The following is a 15,464-nucleotide window of genomic DNA, read 5'->3' as shown; positions in this document are numbered from 1 at the left end:
TGCGCGGGCGGGGACGGAGGAGGGCCGGGCAGGGTCGGGTGATCGGGTGCGGGTCGGCGGCGAAGCGTGGACCGTACGGACCTGCCGGAGATCCTCTGGTACGCCCGTTACGACGATGTGTACTCCACCACCACGGGCTTCCCGTACGCCTCGACGCTGTACACCGGGCACCGGCGCGGCCACCAGTACGCCGTCAACAAGAAGGTGACGCACACCGGCGGCACGCTCACGATCGACCGGAACGCCTGGGACGCCCCGGTCGCGATCGTGGGCTAGTTCCCGGAGGCCGGACCCCGCCGTCGCCGCCGCGCCCCCCAAACCCCCGTCACCAGCAGGGCGAGCACCGCGCCCGCGCCCGCCGTCGCACCCGCGCGCAGGCCCGGGGGGCGGAACGTGCAGTCGACGGAGGTGCCGTGGGCGGGGACCGGTGCGGAGACCAGGCCCAGATAGCTGTCCGCGGGCCGCCCCTGGCAGCTCCAGCCCGCGATCCGGGGCGCGGCGATCACGACCGTTCCGGTGCTGCCGGGCGGCAGTTCGGCCCGTATGCCGTCGGTGGTGACATGGACGGCGGTCGCACCTGTGCGCTTCAGACCGGCGACCACCGAGGCCAGCCGGGACCGGTCCAGGCAGCCGATCGCCTCGTGCGGCACGGTCCCCTCGTGTACAGCGGTCAGCGTGACCACCACCGGCGCGCTCCCGCCCGCCGCCCCCAGGCGCTCCATCGGGGCGCGGCGGGCCGGGAGCTGCCCCTTGAATTCGACCTCCGGGCCCTTGCCGAGCCGCGCAGAGCCGAACAGGTCGGGCGTCCACAGATACGCCTCCGAGGCGGCCGGACAGTGGGCGGTCAGCGTGTACGTACCGCGCCCCACCCGGTAGTCGTACGCACCCCGGTCCGCCACCGCGCCACCGTCCCGCGCGCGCAGCACCGTCGTCGGCACCGTGTAGACCGCCGAGCCGAGCAACTCCTCCTGGTTCCGGAACGGCGACCGGCCGAAGGCCACGGGCCCGCCCGGCCGCCGTACCGTCACCAGCGGCGGCGCCTCCTGGCGGCTCACCGTCACCGGCCGGTCGTCGGGGGCGTTCCACACCTGATGCGGATCGCGCGGCCCGCGCACCCGCGCACCGACCGAGAAGATCGCGTCCGTGACGGGGTTGTCGAGGCTCTGCAAGGCCCGGCCGTTCGATTTCCACCCGCCGCCCAGCGCCCGCAGCGTGCGGGTCAGCACAGCCGGCGTATGGCTGCTGTAGTACGCGGCGCCCTGCCCGCCCACCAGCAGCGGATCGTTCGCCGTGGTCTGCTCCCGGCCGGGGTCGGTGCGATAGCGCGGCCAGCCGTCGGCGCCCGCGACTGCCGCCGCCTGTATCCGCTGCCGCTCGCCCCAGGGCGCGTAGTGGTCGAGCCGTTTCAGCTTCTGCCGGTCGGCGAACGCGGTGGTCGCGGCGGCCTGCCCGGCCTGTGCGCCGATCAGCAGCACGGCGGCGAGCACCGCGAACCTCCGGCCACGCCCGACCAGCAGCAGAGCGCCCACCGCCGCCACCAGGCCGGCCGCGAACAGCGGATACGTCCACCGCGTGACCAGGTCGCTGAAGCCGGCTCCGGCCGCGATCAGTACCAGCACCGCGCCCCCGCCGAGCAGTGCCCGCCACCCCGGCCAGTCGTACGAGACCGAGATCCAGGCGGCGATCACCACCAGCCCGGCCAGTACGAACGTCTGCCGGTACGGACTTCCGTTGGGTGTGGCGAAGGCATGCCAGAGCAGATGCGTCGGCCCCCACTGCAACGACAGCGCGACCCCTGCCACCAGCCCCGCCCACGCCCACCGCTCGCGCCGCGGCACGGACTGCTGGAAGGCCAGCGCACAGGCCAGGAGCAGGGTGCCCGTGCCGAGGAAGAGAGCCGGGGTGAAGAAGCTGTACGTGTTGGGCAGCAGCCGGGCGAGTACATCGGGCCAGGCGGCGGGTGCGAACGTCCGGTCCCAGCCCGGGTAGGCGTGCTTCGTCCCCAGATAGACGGGAATCAGGACGGGCGCCGCGAGACCGATACCCACCCCGACCGTGCAGACCGCCCGCACCAGCCCCCGGCCCACCGCCCGTCGGTCCTCCCGCTCCGTGAAGAGCCGGACCGCAAGGACCAGAGCGGCCCCGAGTGTCGCCATGTACGCCGTGTAGAAGTTGGCCACCCACACCACCGCGACGAGCAACGGCGCGGCGATGCGGTGCCGTCCCGTCCGGGCCCACTCAGCGGCCAGGCAGAGCAGCGGCAGGGCGACCAGACCGTCCAGCCACATCGGGTTGTACGACGCCTCGACGACCGACCAGCCGCACAGTGCGTACGAACCACCGAGCACGCCCGCCGCCCACCAGCGACCGCCGCGCAGCGTCAGCAGCAACAGGGCCATGAGCGCCGCGGCCGACGCCATTTTCAGCACCGTCACCACATAGACCGCGAGATCCAACCGGTCGCGCGGGAAGACCCCGACGAGCAGGGCGAACGGGCTGGTCAGATAGGTGCCGAGATCCGGCAGAAAGCTCGTCCCGTACCCGGACGACCAGTTGAGCAGCACCCCGCCGTCGGCGCTCCCGTGCAGCAGGTCCCACAGCCGGGCGTGGAACGGCACGAACTGATTGCCCAGGTCGTTGACGCTCCGGGTGCGCGGCCCGAACGGAAAGCTGCGCGCCCAGGCATCACCCGCACAGACGGCGGCGACGGTGAGCAGCGCGGCGAGCGAGCCCGCACGCAGGCGGGGACGGAAAGTCGGCATACGCAGGAATATGCCAGCCTCGATCGCACAAACCCCTGTCGAAATAGGTCAGTTCACGCGATGGACGCCCATCGGTCATATGAAGCATCGGATTCCGACATGTGGACGGGTTGATGTGCATGCGTGCTGATCTCGCTGGTGGTGCCTTGTTTCAACGAGGAAGAGATCCTCGAACGCTTCCATGAACGCGTCACGGACGAAATGACCAGGCTGGGTCATGAATTCCAGCTGGTCTACGTCGACGACGGCAGCGCGGACCGGACCCTGGCGATCCTTCAGGAGCTGGCCGCCGCCGACCCGCGGGCCCGCTATGTCTCCTTCAGCCGAAACTTCGGCAAGGAGGCCGCCATGCTGGCCGGCCTCCAGCACGCCGAGGGCGACGCGGTCGTCATCATGGACGCCGACCTCCAGCACCCGCCGGAGCTCGTGGGCCGGATGCTCCAGGAGTACGAGGACGGCTACGACCAGGTGATCGCCCGCCGCACCCGCAAGGGCGACCGCGTCACCCGCACCGTCAGCGCACGCGCCTACTACTGGCTGATCAACCGCCTGGTGGACGTGGAACTGGTCGACGGCGTCGGCGACTTCAGGCTGCTGTCCCGCCGCACCGTCGACGCCGTACTGGAACTCACCGAATACAACCGGTTCTCCAAAGGCCTTTTCGCCTGGGTGGGATTCCGTACCACGACCTTCAGTTACGAGAATGCCGTCCGCGAGCAGGGCCGTTCCGCCTGGACCTTCGGAAAGCTTCTCAATTACGGTCTCGACGGGCTTCTCTCCTTCAACAACAAGCCACTGCGCGCAGCGCTTTATCTGGGCATGCTGCTGCTGTCCGTCGCCTTCGCCTACGCAGCGTGGATCGTCGGCGTCGCGCTGGTGAGAGGGGTCGACACCCCCGGCTATGTCACCCTGCTCGTCGTGGTCACCGCCCTTGCCGGGGTCCAGATGGTGATGGTCGGGGTGGTCGGTGAGTACGTCGGCCGTATTTACTACGAGGTGAAGCGACGCCCGCACTTCCTGGTGAAGGCCACGAACACCCAAGCGGCGCCGCAGTCGATACGGGAGCCCCAGGAGTTCGCACGCCGATGACGGTCAAGGCACAGATGGCCCGGTTCGCCCTCGTGGGAGTCGTGAACACCGGCACGTACTACGGCTGCTACCTCGTCCTGCTGACCTGGCTGCCGTACATCGCCGCCCATGTGGTCGCTTTTGCGCTGAGCATGACCGGCTCCTTCTTCCTGAACTCCTACTTCACCTATCGGACCCGCCCGACCTGGCGGAAGTTCCTGCTCTTCCCGCTCACCAACGCCGCCAACTTCGTCATCACGACCGGCGGTGTCTATCTGCTGGTCGACCTCGCCGGGTTCAGCAGCCGGTACGCGCCGCTGATCGCGGCCGCGGCGGCCATCCCGATCACATTCGCCGTCTCGCGCACGATCATGCTGCGCCCGGACAGCAAGGTCCCTGCGGCCGAACGCGTGTCCTGAGCGCCGCCGGGCACCCCTGAGCGGGCCCACATCCCCAACTCCTTCCGAATCGTTGGTCGAACCAGTGGCCCCAACCACATCCACTGCCTAACATCGATCACCGCAAGGTCTTGTGCACTGATGCACAAACTCTCCCCGGGAGGTTCCTTTGCACCGCCGCCGTCGCACCGCGCTCACCGTCTCCGCCGCCCTGCTCGCCGGAGCCCCACTCCTGACCGCCTGCGGCGGCCAGGCCCACCCGGGCGCCGCGGCCCTCGTGGGCGGGGACCGGATCGAGGTGTCCACGCTGCAGGGCCAGGTGGCGGCCGTACGCGAGGCCCAGCGCGATTCGAAGGACGCGTCCCAGCTCATCGACAAGTCCGGGCAGCTCAGCCGGGCCAAGCTGCACGGCATGATCTTCGACCGGGTCCTGGACCGGGCCGCGCAGGACGCGGGCGTGACCGTCAGCCGCAACGAGATCCAGCAGATGCGGAAGGCGGCGGCCGCCCAGTCCGGCGGAGAGGCGCAGCTGCGGATGGCGATGCTCCAGCAGAGCTGGGTCGCCCCCGGCCAGATCGATGCCGTCCTGCGCGAGCAGGTCCAGCTGACGAAGCTGGCCCAGGCGCTCGGCGCCGACCTGCAGCAGCCCGAGGGGCAGAAGGCCGTCGGCGATGCGCTCAGCAAGGCGTCGAAGGCACTGAAGGTCGACGTCAATCCGCGCTACGGCGCCTGGGACAACAAGCAGACCCAGCTCGCCAACTACAAGGCTCCCTGGATCACCCAGGTCACCAAGCCCGCGGAGACGGGCGACGGGTCCGGCGCCTAGACCGTGGAAAACGGCGGCCGGACCGACCGAGGTAGATTCGAACGGTGAACGCTGAAGACCCCGGCCGCATCGTCCTGCTCACCGCCAGCCACCGTGTCGCGCCGGGACTGCTGTCCTGGCCCGCCTGGCAGACGCTGCACGCCGCCGACCGGGTGCTCTGCGCCGAGCCGGACCACCCGCAGCTGCCGTATCTGCGCGAGGCGGGCGTCGGCGTCGAGCATTCCGCGCCCACCGCGCAGGAGCTCGTCGACGCCTGTGCGGGCGGCCGGAGCGTCGTCGTTCTCACGGGCGGCGAGGGCAGCCAGCCGCTGACCGATGGGCTGGCCCGGCTCGCCGGTTCGGGCCGGGTGCAGATGCCGGACCTGGAGTTGCTGCCCGGTTCGTACGATCTGCCGGGCGCCCGGCTCCTCGATCTGGTCCAGGTCATGGACCGGATCCGGATCGAATGCCCCTGGACCTCGCAGAAGACCCACAAGGGCCTCGCCAAGTACGCCATCGAGGAGGCGTACGAACTCGTCGAGGCGATCGAGGACGGCGACCGCGACGAGCTGCGCGAGGAGCTCGGGGACGTACTCCTGCAGGTCGTCTTCCACGCCCGGATCGCCGAGGAGGCCGAGGACGAGCCGTTCTCCGTCGACGACGTGGCCGCGACCCTCGTCGAGAAGCTGATCCACCGCCACCCGCACGTCTTCGGCGACGAGACCGCCGAGACCCCTCAGGACGTGCACGCCCACTGGCTGCGGACCAAGGCCATCGAGAAGCAGCGCGACTCGGTCACCGACGGAGTCCCGCTCGGCCAGCCCGGACTGGCGCTCGCGGCGAAACTGGCCGGCCGGGTCCGTACCGCAGGGCTCGATGTGGCGCTCCCCACGGGCGACGGCATCGGTTACGAGCTCCTCGCCCTCGCCGTACACGCCGAACAGGACGGCGTCGACCCCGAAGCCGCACTGCGGGCCGCGGGCCGCGCCTACCGGGACGCCATCCGGGCGGCGGAGGGCAACGGATAACGTCGGGGGGTGAACCACAGCCCCGCCGACCGCCCAGCCGATCACCCCGCCTGCCCCGCCGGCGCCCCCGAACTCTTCACCTGGGAGTTCGCCACCGACCCGTACCCGGCCTACGCCTGGCTGCGCGAGCACAGTCCCGTACACCGGACCGCGCTGCCCAGCGGTGTCGAGGCCTGGCTCGTGACCCGGTACACCGACGCCCGGCAGGCGCTCGCCGACACCCGGCTCTCCAAGAACCCGGCGCACCACGCCGAGCCGGCGCACGCCAAGGGGAAGACGGGCATCCCGGGCGAGCGCAAGGCGGAGCTGATGACGCATCTGCTGAACATCGACCCGCCCGACCACACCCGGCTGCGCCGCCTCGTCTCCAAGGCGTTCACTCCGCGCCGGGTCGCCGAGTTCGCGCCGCGGGTGCAGGAACTGACGGACCGCCTCATCGACCGCTTCATCGCGGAGGGGAAGGCGGACCTCATCCACGACTTCGCGTTCCCGCTGCCCATCTACGCGATCTGCGATCTGCTCGGCGTCCCGCGCGAGGACCAGGACGACTTCCGGGACTGGGCGGGCATGATGATCCGCCACGGCGGCGGCCCGCGCGGCGGGGTGGCCAGGTCGGTGAAGAAGATGCGCGGCTATCTCGCCGAACTGATCCACCGCAAGCGGGAGAACCCGGGGGACGACCTGATCTCGGGGCTGATCCGGGCCAGCGACCACGGCGAGCACCTCACCGAGAACGAGGCCGCGGCCATGGCCTTCATCCTGCTCTTCGCCGGGTTCGAGACGACGGTCAACCTCATCGGCAACGGGGTGTACGCACTGCTGCGCAACCCCGCACAGCGCGAGCGGCTGCAGCACTCCCTCGACACGGGGGAGAGCAATCTGCTGGAGACCGGGATCGAGGAACTGCTGCGATACGACGGCCCGGTGGAGCTGGCGACCTGGCGGTTCGCCACCGAGCCGCTGACGCTCGGCGGACAGGACATCGCGGCCGGCGACCCCGTACTCGTCGTACTCGCCGCAGCCGACCGCGACCCGGAGCGCTTCGAGGACCCCGACACGCTCGACCTCGCACGGCGTGACAATCAGCACCTCGGATACGGGCACGGCATCCACTACTGCCTGGGAGCACCGCTCGCCCGACTGGAGGGACAGGCCGCGCTCGCGACGCTTCTGAGGCGCCTTCCGGATCTGCGGCTTGCGGTGGAACCTACCGATTTGCGGTGGCGTGGCGGGCTCATCATGCGTGGACTGCGCACTCTGCCCGTGGAGTTCGCGCCGGGGTCCGCCCCCGGCATGAAGTGACGATCCGTCAACTCTGTGACTTTCACGTGATCTGTGCTGCATCGACTTGTGACACACGTTCGAGTCCCGCTAGGTTCACCGTTCGACTCACCAGTCACTCGTCAGTCACACGGAAGGCAACCCCATGGGCTCCGCGAACGGCAGACACCGTCGCCCTCGTCAGGCACCCGCCATCGTCGTCGCCGCGGGCGTGACCGGATCGGCCATCGCCATCCCGCTGCTCGGCGCGTCCGGTGCGCACGCGGCCGACGCCACGACCTGGGACCGGGTGGCCGAGTGCGAGAGCGGCGGCATGTGGAGCGCCGACCTCGGCAACGGCTTCTATGGCGGTCTGCAGTTCTCGCAGGAGACCTGGAAGGCGTACGGCGGCGAGACGTACGCCCCGCGTGCCGACCTCGCCAGCCGCGCGCAGCAGATAGCCGTGGCCCAGAAGGTCCTGGACGACAAGGGCCCGCAGGCGTGGCCCAGCTGTGCGGTCATCTCCGGCCTCGCGGTGGACGGGACGCTGCCGGGTGTCGACCCGGGGTCCGCACCCTCCTCCGAGCCGACACAGAGCGCGGAGCCGGCTGACGGTGCGTCGGCGGCCCCGTCCGATGACGCCGCGCCGTCGGGCAGGGCCTCGGACGGTACGGGCGGCTCGAAGGGCTCGAGCGCCGCCGACAAGTCGGCCGACAAGGCCAGGACGTCCGCGAAGCCTCCGGCCACCGCGCCGGCCACTCCGTCCTCCGGGGTGCCCGATTCGTCCGGCTCATCCGGTTCATCCGATTCGTCCGACGGTGTCGGTGGCAAGCACCGCGGCGCGCCGGCCCCCGAAGGGAGCCGGGATGCGTACGGCGTTGACCGCGAGTCGGGCCGCCACGCCTCCCGCGGTGACGCCGACGCGCGCGACGCGGGCGCTTCGGTCGCCGACGGTACGTACACCGTGCACCCCGGCGACAACCTCTGGGCGATTGCTGACGCACAGAAGGTTTCCGGTGGCTGGCCCGCACTCTACGAGGCCAACAAGGATGCCGTCGGCTCCGACCCGGACCTCATCCTCCCTGGCCAGAGCCTCGATCTCGATGTGAAGGCCGAGTGAGGTCGGTCTGAAAATCGGTTAAAAAGGCCTCAAAAACTGGGGTAGTTCAGAGACCTATGTCCGCTTATGTGTAAGTGAGACATGGGTCTCTTTGCGTCAACTGGCGTGTCGCGTCCGGGTAACCCTTCTGCACCGCCCCCACCTGCGAAAACGACGGTTCCTCAGATGCAAGTAGGGGAAGATTGTCCGATGTGTCCGTCTTTGAATGTGAGGGTTGCGTATGTTTACGGTCGGAACCGCTCGCACCGCGGGCCCCGTCGACCGTCACGCCGAATCCTGCCGTCGGTCGAAGGGAACAGACGCGTAAAGCGCCGTAGGCAGGAGCGGGGGACCCAGGTAAGCGCCGGGCCCGATCGTCGAAAGACGCATCAGGACCGGCTTGGGGTGAAGTCGCGTGCTAGGACGTGCGACCGGGCAACTCACTTGGCCCGAACCCGACAGCTCACCTCGTAGGCGTCGGTGAGGAGAAGTTCCATGCTGCTTTCCAGCAAGGGCAAGCACCGCCGCCCGTCCAAGGCCGTCCGTATCGCCACGCTCGCCGGTGTCGCCGGTACCGCTGTCGCCGTACCGCTGATGGGCGCGACCGGCGCCTCCGCCGCCTCTGTCGCCACCTGGGACGCCGTCGCCCAGTGCGAGTCCGGTGGCAACTGGTCCATCAATACCGGTAACGGCTACTACGGCGGTCTGCAGTTCTCGCAGTCCAGCTGGGCCGCCGCCGGTGGTACGCAGTACGCCTCCCGTGCCGACCTGGCCACCAAGGCTCAGCAGATCGCCACCGCCGAGAAGCTCCTCGACATGCAGGGGCCGGGTGCCTGGGGCTGCGCCGGTGCCGGCAACCTGACCAACGACGGTGTCGACCCGGGCGTCGACACCGGCTCCTCCTCGAACTCCACCTCCAGCTCCAACGCCACCGAGCAGAAGAGCACCCCGGCCGCGCCGAAGCGGCAGGCCCAGCCGGAGAAGACCGAGCGCACCGAGGCCCCGGCCGCCTCCCGTTCGGACCGCTCCGCCGCCCCGCAGGCCGAGAAGACCGTCACCACCCCGACCGGCGAGAAGGTCAAGAAGGGCGACGGCGAGTACAAGGTCGCCTCCGGCGACTCCCTGAGCAAGATCGCCGCCGACCACAAGGTCAAGGGCGGCTGGCAGCAGCTGTTCGAGCTGAACAAGGACATCGTCAAGGACGCCGACCTGATCTACCCGGGTCAGCAGCTCCACCTGACGAAGTAGTTCAGGCTCACTCCCCCCGAGCACCCCGGCCCGGCGCGCAATCCCCCGTACGCGCCGGGCCGGGGTTTCTGCGTGACGCGGCACCTCTGTCCGATACGCCGCCTCCACGTGTGGTGCGTCACCCCTGTACAGAGGGAGCCCCGTGTGCCGCACAGGGGGTGTTGGCTATGGGTGATCGTTCAACTGTTGTAGTTGCTGATCAGTAAAATTCTGACCGTTTGCCCGGCAATGCTCGCTCTTGGGTCCTTTTTCGTCCCAGGGGACGGGCGGTCGTCCGACTGAGCGGGCCGGGCCGGTTAGGCTCTTGTCGCAAGGCCAAAGTGACCCTGCACAACCAGTGTCATATCCCAGAAGGAGATGCCTCGTGCCGTCCATCGACGTCGTCGTAGCCCGGGAAATCCTCGACTCCCGGGGGAACCCCACGGTCGAGGTCGAGGTTGGCCTCGACGACGGCAGCACGGGTCGTGCTGCCGTGCCGTCCGGCGCCTCCACCGGTGCGTTCGAGGCCATTGAGCTTCGCGACGGTGACCCCAACCGTTACCAGGGCAAGGGCGTCGAGAAGGCCGTCCTCGCCGTGATCGAGCAGATCGGCCCGGAGCTCGTCGGCTACGACGCGACCGAGCAGCGGCTGATCGACCAGGCGATGTTCGACCTGGACGCCACCGAGAACAAGGGTTCGCTCGGCGCCAACGCCATCCTCGGCGTCTCGCTGGCCGTCGCCCACGCCGCCTCCGAGGCCTCGGACCTGCCGCTGTTCCGCTACCTCGGTGGTCCGAACGCGCACCTGCTGCCCGTTCCGATGATGAACATCCTCAACGGTGGGTCGCACGCCGACTCCAACGTGGACATCCAGGAGTTCATGATCGCCCCGATCGGCGCGGAGTCCTTCTCCGAGGCCCTGCGCTGGGGCGCCGAGGTCTACCACACGCTGAAGAAGGTCCTGAAGACCAAGGGTCTTTCGACCGGTCTCGGCGACGAGGGCGGCTTCGCGCCGAACCTGGAGTCGAACCGCGCCGCCCTCGACCTCATCCTCGAGGCCATCAAGGAAGCCGGCTACGCCCCGGGCAAGGACATCGCGCTCGCGCTCGACGTCGCCGCGTCCGAGTTCTACAAGGACGGCAAGTACGAGTTCGAGGGCAAGTCCCGCTCGGCCGCCGAGATGACCGAGTACTACGAGGAGCTCATCTCCGCGTACCCGCTGGTCTCCATCGAGGACCCGCTGTACGAGGACGACTGGGCCGGCTGGAACGTCATCACCCAGAAGCTCGGCGCCAAGGTGCAGATCGTCGGCGACGACCTGTTCGTCACCAACCCGGAGCGTCTGGCCCGCGGCATCGAGGAGGGCTCCGCCAACGCCCTGCTCGTCAAGGTCAACCAGATCGGCTCGCTGACCGAGACCCTGGACGCCGTCGAACTGGCCCAGCGCAACGGCTTCAAGTGCATGATGTCCCACCGCTCCGGCGAGACCGAGGACGTCACCATCGCAGACCTCGCCGTCGCGGTGAACTGCGGTCAGATCAAGACCGGTGCCCCGGCCCGCTCGGACCGCGTCGCCAAGTACAACCAGCTGCTGCGCATCGAGGAGATCCTCGACGACGCCGCGGTGTACGCGGGCCGCTCGGCGTTCCCGCGTTTCAAGGGCTGAGCACTGGCCCTTCGAGGGCCGAAGGCCTCGGCCTCCGTCCGTCCCCGCACTCGGTCCCGTACCGTGTGCGGGGACGGACGTGCGTAATGGGGAGGCGGACACATGGCCGCGAAGGACCGGGACCGGTTCTCCACCGCGACCCGGCTGCGGCTGCTCGGCGAGCAGACCGCCGCCCGCGTCTACCGGTCGCAGAGCCGCCGTCAGGCCCGCCGCTCCCGGCTCACCGGCCGGGCGGCCTTCCTCGCCCTCGTCGTCTGCTCCCTGGTGGTCGCGCTCGCGTACCCGATGCGGCAGTACGTGTCGCAGCGGGACGAGATCGCCGACCAGGAGCGTATGGCGCAGGAGGCCGCGGCCCGCACCGAGGAGCTGCGCGACGAGAAGGCGCGCCTCCAGGACGATGCGTACATCAGGCAGCTGGCCCGCAAGCACCTGCACTACCTTCTCCCCGGGGAGACCGGCTACACGGTGATCGACCCCGACGCCGTCAAGGAGCGCAACGGCGAGACGGACAAGTCCGGACGGCCGTGGCACTCCAATCTCTGGGACGGCGTCGACAGCGCCGACCGCGACTGACTCTCTTCATCCATCTGCAGAACCGCAGCCCGATCAGAACCTAGGCAGGCATGGAAACCCCCCCTCCGCAGACCGAGTCCACCGCGCCCACCGAGGCGGACATCGCCGCGTTCCAGCAGCAGCTGGGCCGCCCGCCGCGCGGGCTGCGCGCGATCGCGCACCGCTGCCCGTGCGGCAACCCGGACGTGGTCGAGACGCAGCCCCGGCTGGAGGACGGTACGCCGTTCCCGACGACGTACTACCTGACGTGCCCGCGTGCCGCGTCCGCGATCGGCACGCTGGAGGCGAACGGCGTCATGAAGGAGATGACCGAGCGCCTCGGTACGGACCCCGAGCTGGCCGCCGCGTACCGGGCCGCGCACGAGGACTACATCGTCCGGCGCGATGCCATCGAGGTCCTTGAGGGCTTTCCGAGTGCGGGGGGCATGCCGGACCGGGTGAAGTGTCTGCACGTGCTGGTCGGGCACTCGCTGGCCGCGGGGCCCGGGGTGAACCCGCTCGGCGACGAGGCGATCGCGATGCTGCCGCAGTGGTGGCGCAAGGGGCCGTGCGTGACGCCCTGCCAGTCCGCGGACGCGGGCGACGAGGCCTGACCGTTCCGGGGGGCTCCGCCCCCGGCCCCCGCTCCTCGATCGCCGGAGGGGCTTGATCCCACAGGAGCATTCATGACTCGCGTGGCCGCCATCGACTGCGGTACCAACTCCATCCGTCTGCTCGTCGCCGACGCGGACCCGTCCACCGGTGAGCTCGTCGAGCTCGACCGCCGGATGGAGATCGTCCGCCTCGGCCAGGGCGTCGACCGCACCGGCCGGCTCGCGCCCGAGGCCCTGGAGCGGACGTTCTCCGCATGCCGCCAGTACGCGGAGGTGATCAAGGAGTACGGGGCGCAGAAGATACGCTTCGTCGCCACCTCCGCCTCCCGCGACGCGGAGAACAGGGACGAGTTCGTCCGTGGCGTGCTGGACATCCTGGGCGTCGAGCCCGAGGTGATCAGCGGCGACCAGGAGGCGGAGTTCTCCTTCACCGGCGCCACCAAGGAGCTCGCGGGCCGAGATCACCTCGCGAAGCCGTATCTCGTCGTGGACATCGGCGGCGGCTCCACCGAGTTCGTCGTCGGCGACGACCATGTGCGGGCCGCGCGCTCCGTGGACATCGGCTGCGTACGGATGACCGAGCGGCACCTCGTGCACGACGGTGTCGTGAGCGATCCGCCGACCCTCGGTCAGATCACCGCGATCCGCGCCGACATCGACGCCGCCCTCGATCTCGCCGAGGAGAGTGTCCCGCTCACCGGGGCCGCCACCCTCGTCGGCCTCGCCGGGACGGTCACCACGGTCGCCGCGATCGCCCTGGGGCTCGACGCGTACGACTCCGAGGCGATCCATCACTCCCGGATCTCCCTCGACCAGGTCCAGGAGATCACCGGACGGCTCGTCACCTCCACCCACGCCGAGCGTGCCGCGATCGGCGCGATGCATCCGGGACGGGTCGATGTGATCACTTCGGGAGCGCTGATCCTGCTCGCCGTGATGAAGCGGACCGGGGCCCAGGAGATCGTCGTCAGCGAGCACGACATCCTCGACGGAATCGGCTGGTCGATCGCGTAGGTCTGCTCGTGCGGGGGAGGCGTGCGGCGGGCCTTCCGCAGGGCGGGAGAGCGATGCTCATGCGCACTCCGGCCTGCACTTTTGAGCCTTCGTGGACCACCCGGGGGGTGCCTCGCGAGACACGTCGCAACGAAGTTCGTGAACTTCTTCACAAGGAATTCGACCCCGTGGGGGGCAGTTCTGGTCCGTATGGGCATCCAGGGCCGCTCGCGGGGTCGTTCCGTATCGATACGGGACTGTTCCGGACGCGTTGCCGGCATGTGAATCGGGGCGGTGGTTCACCCGGTTCGGAGGCTCAAGGGCCAGCTCACAGGCGGTGAACAACGTTCGCCACTACGCCGTGGTTCCCCTCCGGCGCCATGACCTCGGTCACGCGGGCGGCGAAGTGTAGCAGAGGGTGGGCCATACCTTGTGAAGGGGCTCACGAGCATGCCCTCCGAGGGGGGTGGATACTCGATGGCATGAGCACCACGGAGCGTCCCAGGATCCTCGTAGTAGGCGGTGGGTACGTAGGCCTGTACGCAGCTCGGCGCATTCTGAAGAAGATGCGCTACGGCGAGGCGACCGTCACGGTCGTCGACCCCCGGTCGTACATGACCTACCAGCCCTTCCTCCCCGAAGCCGCCGCCGGCAGCATCTCGCCTCGGCATGTCGTCGTCCCGCTGCGACGCGTACTGCCGAAGGCCGAGGTTCTCACCGGCCGCGTCACGACCATCGATCAGGACCGCAAGGTCGCCACGGTCGCGCCGCTCGTCGGCGAGGCCTACGAGCTGCCCTTCGACTACCTGGTCATCGCGATGGGCGCGGTCTCCCGCACCTTCCCGATCCCCGGCCTCGCCGAACAGGGCATCGGTATGAAGGGCATTGAGGAGGCCATCGGCCTGCGCAACCACGTCCTCGAGCAGTTGGACAAGGCCGACTCGACGACCGATGAGGACGTCCGCCGCCGGGCGTTGACGTTCGTCTTCGTGGGCGGCGGGTTCGCCGGTGCGGAGACCATCGGCGAGGTCGAGGACATGGCCCGCGACGCGGCGAAGTACTACACGAACGTGAAGCGCGAGGACATGCGCTTCATCCTTGTCGACGCCGCGGACAAGATCCTTCCCGAGGTCGGCCCGAAGCTGGGTACCTGGGGCCGGGAGCACCTGGAGTCCCGTGGCGTCGAGGTCTTCCTCTCGACCTCCATGGACTCCTGCGTCGACGGTCATGTCGTGCTGAAGAACGGCCTCGAGGTCGACTCCAACACGATCGTGTGGACGGCCGGCGTGAAGCCGAACCCGGCGCTGGCCCGCTTCGGTCTGCCGCTCGGTCCGCGCGGTCACGTGGACACCTCCGAGAAGCTCCAGGTGCAGGGCACCGACTACATCTGGGCCGCAGGCGACAACGCCCAGGTTCCGGACATGGTCGGCCGCAAGGCCGGCAACCCGAACGCCTGGTGCCCGCCGAACGCCCAGCACGCGCTGCGTCAGGCCAAGGTCCTCGGTGACAACGTCATCTCCGGGATGCGCGGCTTCCCGCAGAAGGAATACAGCCACGCCAACAAGGGTGCGGTCGCCGGTCTGGGGCTGCACAAGGGCGTTGCGATGATCGTCATGGGCAAGATGAAGATCAAGCTCAAGGGCCGTCTCGCCTGGTACATGCACCGTGGCTACCACGGCCTGGCGATGCCGACCTGGAACCGCAAGATCCGGATCTTCGCCGACTGGACCCTTGCGATGTTCCTCAAGCGCGAGGTCGTCTCGCTCGGCGCCATGGAGACGCCGCGCGAGGAGTTCTACGAGGCCGCCAAGCCGGCCCCGGCACCGGCCGTCGTCAAGGCCGAGGGCGAGAAGGCCAAGGCCTCCTAGTCCGCCCGCGGGTCCACTCGCCCGCGCAGTACGTGCACAACCCCCGAAGGGGCCGTCCGCCATCCGTGGTGCGGACGGCCCCTTCGGCGCGTCCGGCCGCCGCGTGGCGGGGCACGGTACGGGG

Annotated in this window: 14 protein-coding genes and 1 riboswitch; of the genes, 13 read left to right on the top strand and 1 reads right to left on the bottom strand. The window is 69.5% G+C overall.

What is annotated here, in order from left to right:
• Positions 1 to 66: 66 nt before the first annotated feature.
• Positions 67 to 276 carry a hypothetical protein gene (locus ACZ7IB_RS28570; RefSeq protein ID WP_470916665.1) on the top strand — a complete coding sequence of 70 codons (210 nt, stop codon included), beginning with the start codon at positions 67 to 69 and terminating at the stop codon, positions 274 to 276.
• Here the strand turns inward: ACZ7IB_RS28570 and ACZ7IB_RS28565 are convergent.
• Positions 273 to 2,762, bottom strand: coding sequence for a YfhO family protein (locus ACZ7IB_RS28565; RefSeq protein WP_470916664.1), 2,490 nt, complete (start codon positions 2,760 to 2,762; stop codon positions 273 to 275). The two genes, ACZ7IB_RS28570 and ACZ7IB_RS28565, sit on opposite strands and share 4 nt — an antisense overlap.
• Before the next feature lie 123 nt (positions 2,763 to 2,885).
• Between ACZ7IB_RS28565 and ACZ7IB_RS28560 the strand changes: the two genes are divergently transcribed.
• From ACZ7IB_RS28560 to ACZ7IB_RS28505, 12 genes are all read left to right on the top strand, one after another.
• Positions 2,886 to 3,851 (top strand): glycosyltransferase family 2 protein, encoded by a 966-nt coding sequence (locus ACZ7IB_RS28560; protein WP_470916663.1) that lies wholly within the window; start codon positions 2,886 to 2,888, stop codon positions 3,849 to 3,851.
• Complete coding sequence (locus ACZ7IB_RS28555; RefSeq protein WP_470916662.1) at positions 3,848 to 4,249, top strand: GtrA family protein; 402 nt, start codon at positions 3,848 to 3,850, stop codon at positions 4,247 to 4,249. Before ACZ7IB_RS28560 ends, ACZ7IB_RS28555 begins: the two co-directional genes overlap by 4 nt.
• Before the next feature lie 148 nt (positions 4,250 to 4,397).
• Positions 4,398 to 5,054 carry a SurA N-terminal domain-containing protein gene (locus ACZ7IB_RS28550; RefSeq protein WP_470916661.1) on the top strand — a complete coding sequence of 219 codons (657 nt, stop codon included), beginning with the start codon at positions 4,398 to 4,400 and terminating at the stop codon, positions 5,052 to 5,054.
• 44 nt (positions 5,055 to 5,098) lie between these two features.
• On the top strand, positions 5,099 to 6,061 hold the full coding sequence (locus tag ACZ7IB_RS28545; RefSeq protein ID WP_470916660.1) for a nucleoside triphosphate pyrophosphohydrolase: 963 nt from the start codon (positions 5,099 to 5,101) through the stop codon (positions 6,059 to 6,061).
• Between the two features lie 9 nt (positions 6,062 to 6,070).
• Entirely contained in the window at positions 6,071 to 7,363 is a 1,293-nt protein-coding gene (locus tag ACZ7IB_RS28540) for a cytochrome P450 family protein (protein ID WP_470916659.1), read from the top strand.
• 124 nt (positions 7,364 to 7,487) lie between these two features.
• Positions 7,488 to 8,441, top strand: coding sequence for a transglycosylase family protein (locus tag ACZ7IB_RS28535; RefSeq protein WP_470916658.1), 954 nt, complete (start codon positions 7,488 to 7,490; stop codon positions 8,439 to 8,441).
• A gap of 299 nt (positions 8,442 to 8,740) precedes the next feature.
• Positions 8,741 to 8,912: riboswitch (cyclic di-AMP (ydaO/yuaA leader) on the top strand.
• A gap of 3 nt (positions 8,913 to 8,915) precedes the next feature.
• The gene (locus tag ACZ7IB_RS28530) at positions 8,916 to 9,668 is read left to right on the top strand and encodes a transglycosylase family protein (protein WP_470916657.1); all 753 of its coding nucleotides are present in this window, start codon (positions 8,916 to 8,918) and stop codon (positions 9,666 to 9,668) included.
• Between the two features lie 364 nt (positions 9,669 to 10,032).
• Positions 10,033 to 11,313, top strand: coding sequence for a phosphopyruvate hydratase (gene eno, locus ACZ7IB_RS28525; protein ID WP_470916656.1), 1,281 nt, complete (start codon positions 10,033 to 10,035; stop codon positions 11,311 to 11,313).
• 102 nt (positions 11,314 to 11,415) lie between these two features.
• Positions 11,416 to 11,886, top strand: a complete 471-nt coding sequence (locus ACZ7IB_RS28520; RefSeq protein WP_470916655.1) for an FtsB family cell division protein — start codon at positions 11,416 to 11,418, stop codon at positions 11,884 to 11,886.
• 50 nt (positions 11,887 to 11,936) lie between these two features.
• Positions 11,937 to 12,479, top strand: coding sequence for a DUF501 domain-containing protein (locus ACZ7IB_RS28515; protein WP_470916654.1), 543 nt, complete (start codon positions 11,937 to 11,939; stop codon positions 12,477 to 12,479).
• Positions 12,480 to 12,551: 72 nt separating this feature from the next.
• Positions 12,552 to 13,493, top strand: coding sequence for a Ppx/GppA phosphatase family protein (locus ACZ7IB_RS28510; protein WP_470916653.1), 942 nt, complete (start codon positions 12,552 to 12,554; stop codon positions 13,491 to 13,493).
• Positions 13,494 to 13,954: 461 nt separating this feature from the next.
• Entirely contained in the window at positions 13,955 to 15,340 is a 1,386-nt protein-coding gene (locus ACZ7IB_RS28505; RefSeq protein ID WP_470916652.1) for an NAD(P)/FAD-dependent oxidoreductase, read from the top strand.
• Positions 15,341 to 15,464 lie beyond the last annotated feature (124 nt).

The sequence above is a fragment of the Streptomyces sp. NPDC037301 genome (assembly GCF_055602785.1).
Note: the sequence above shows the minus strand (reverse complement) of the source record. Positions and strands in the feature narration are given on the sequence as shown.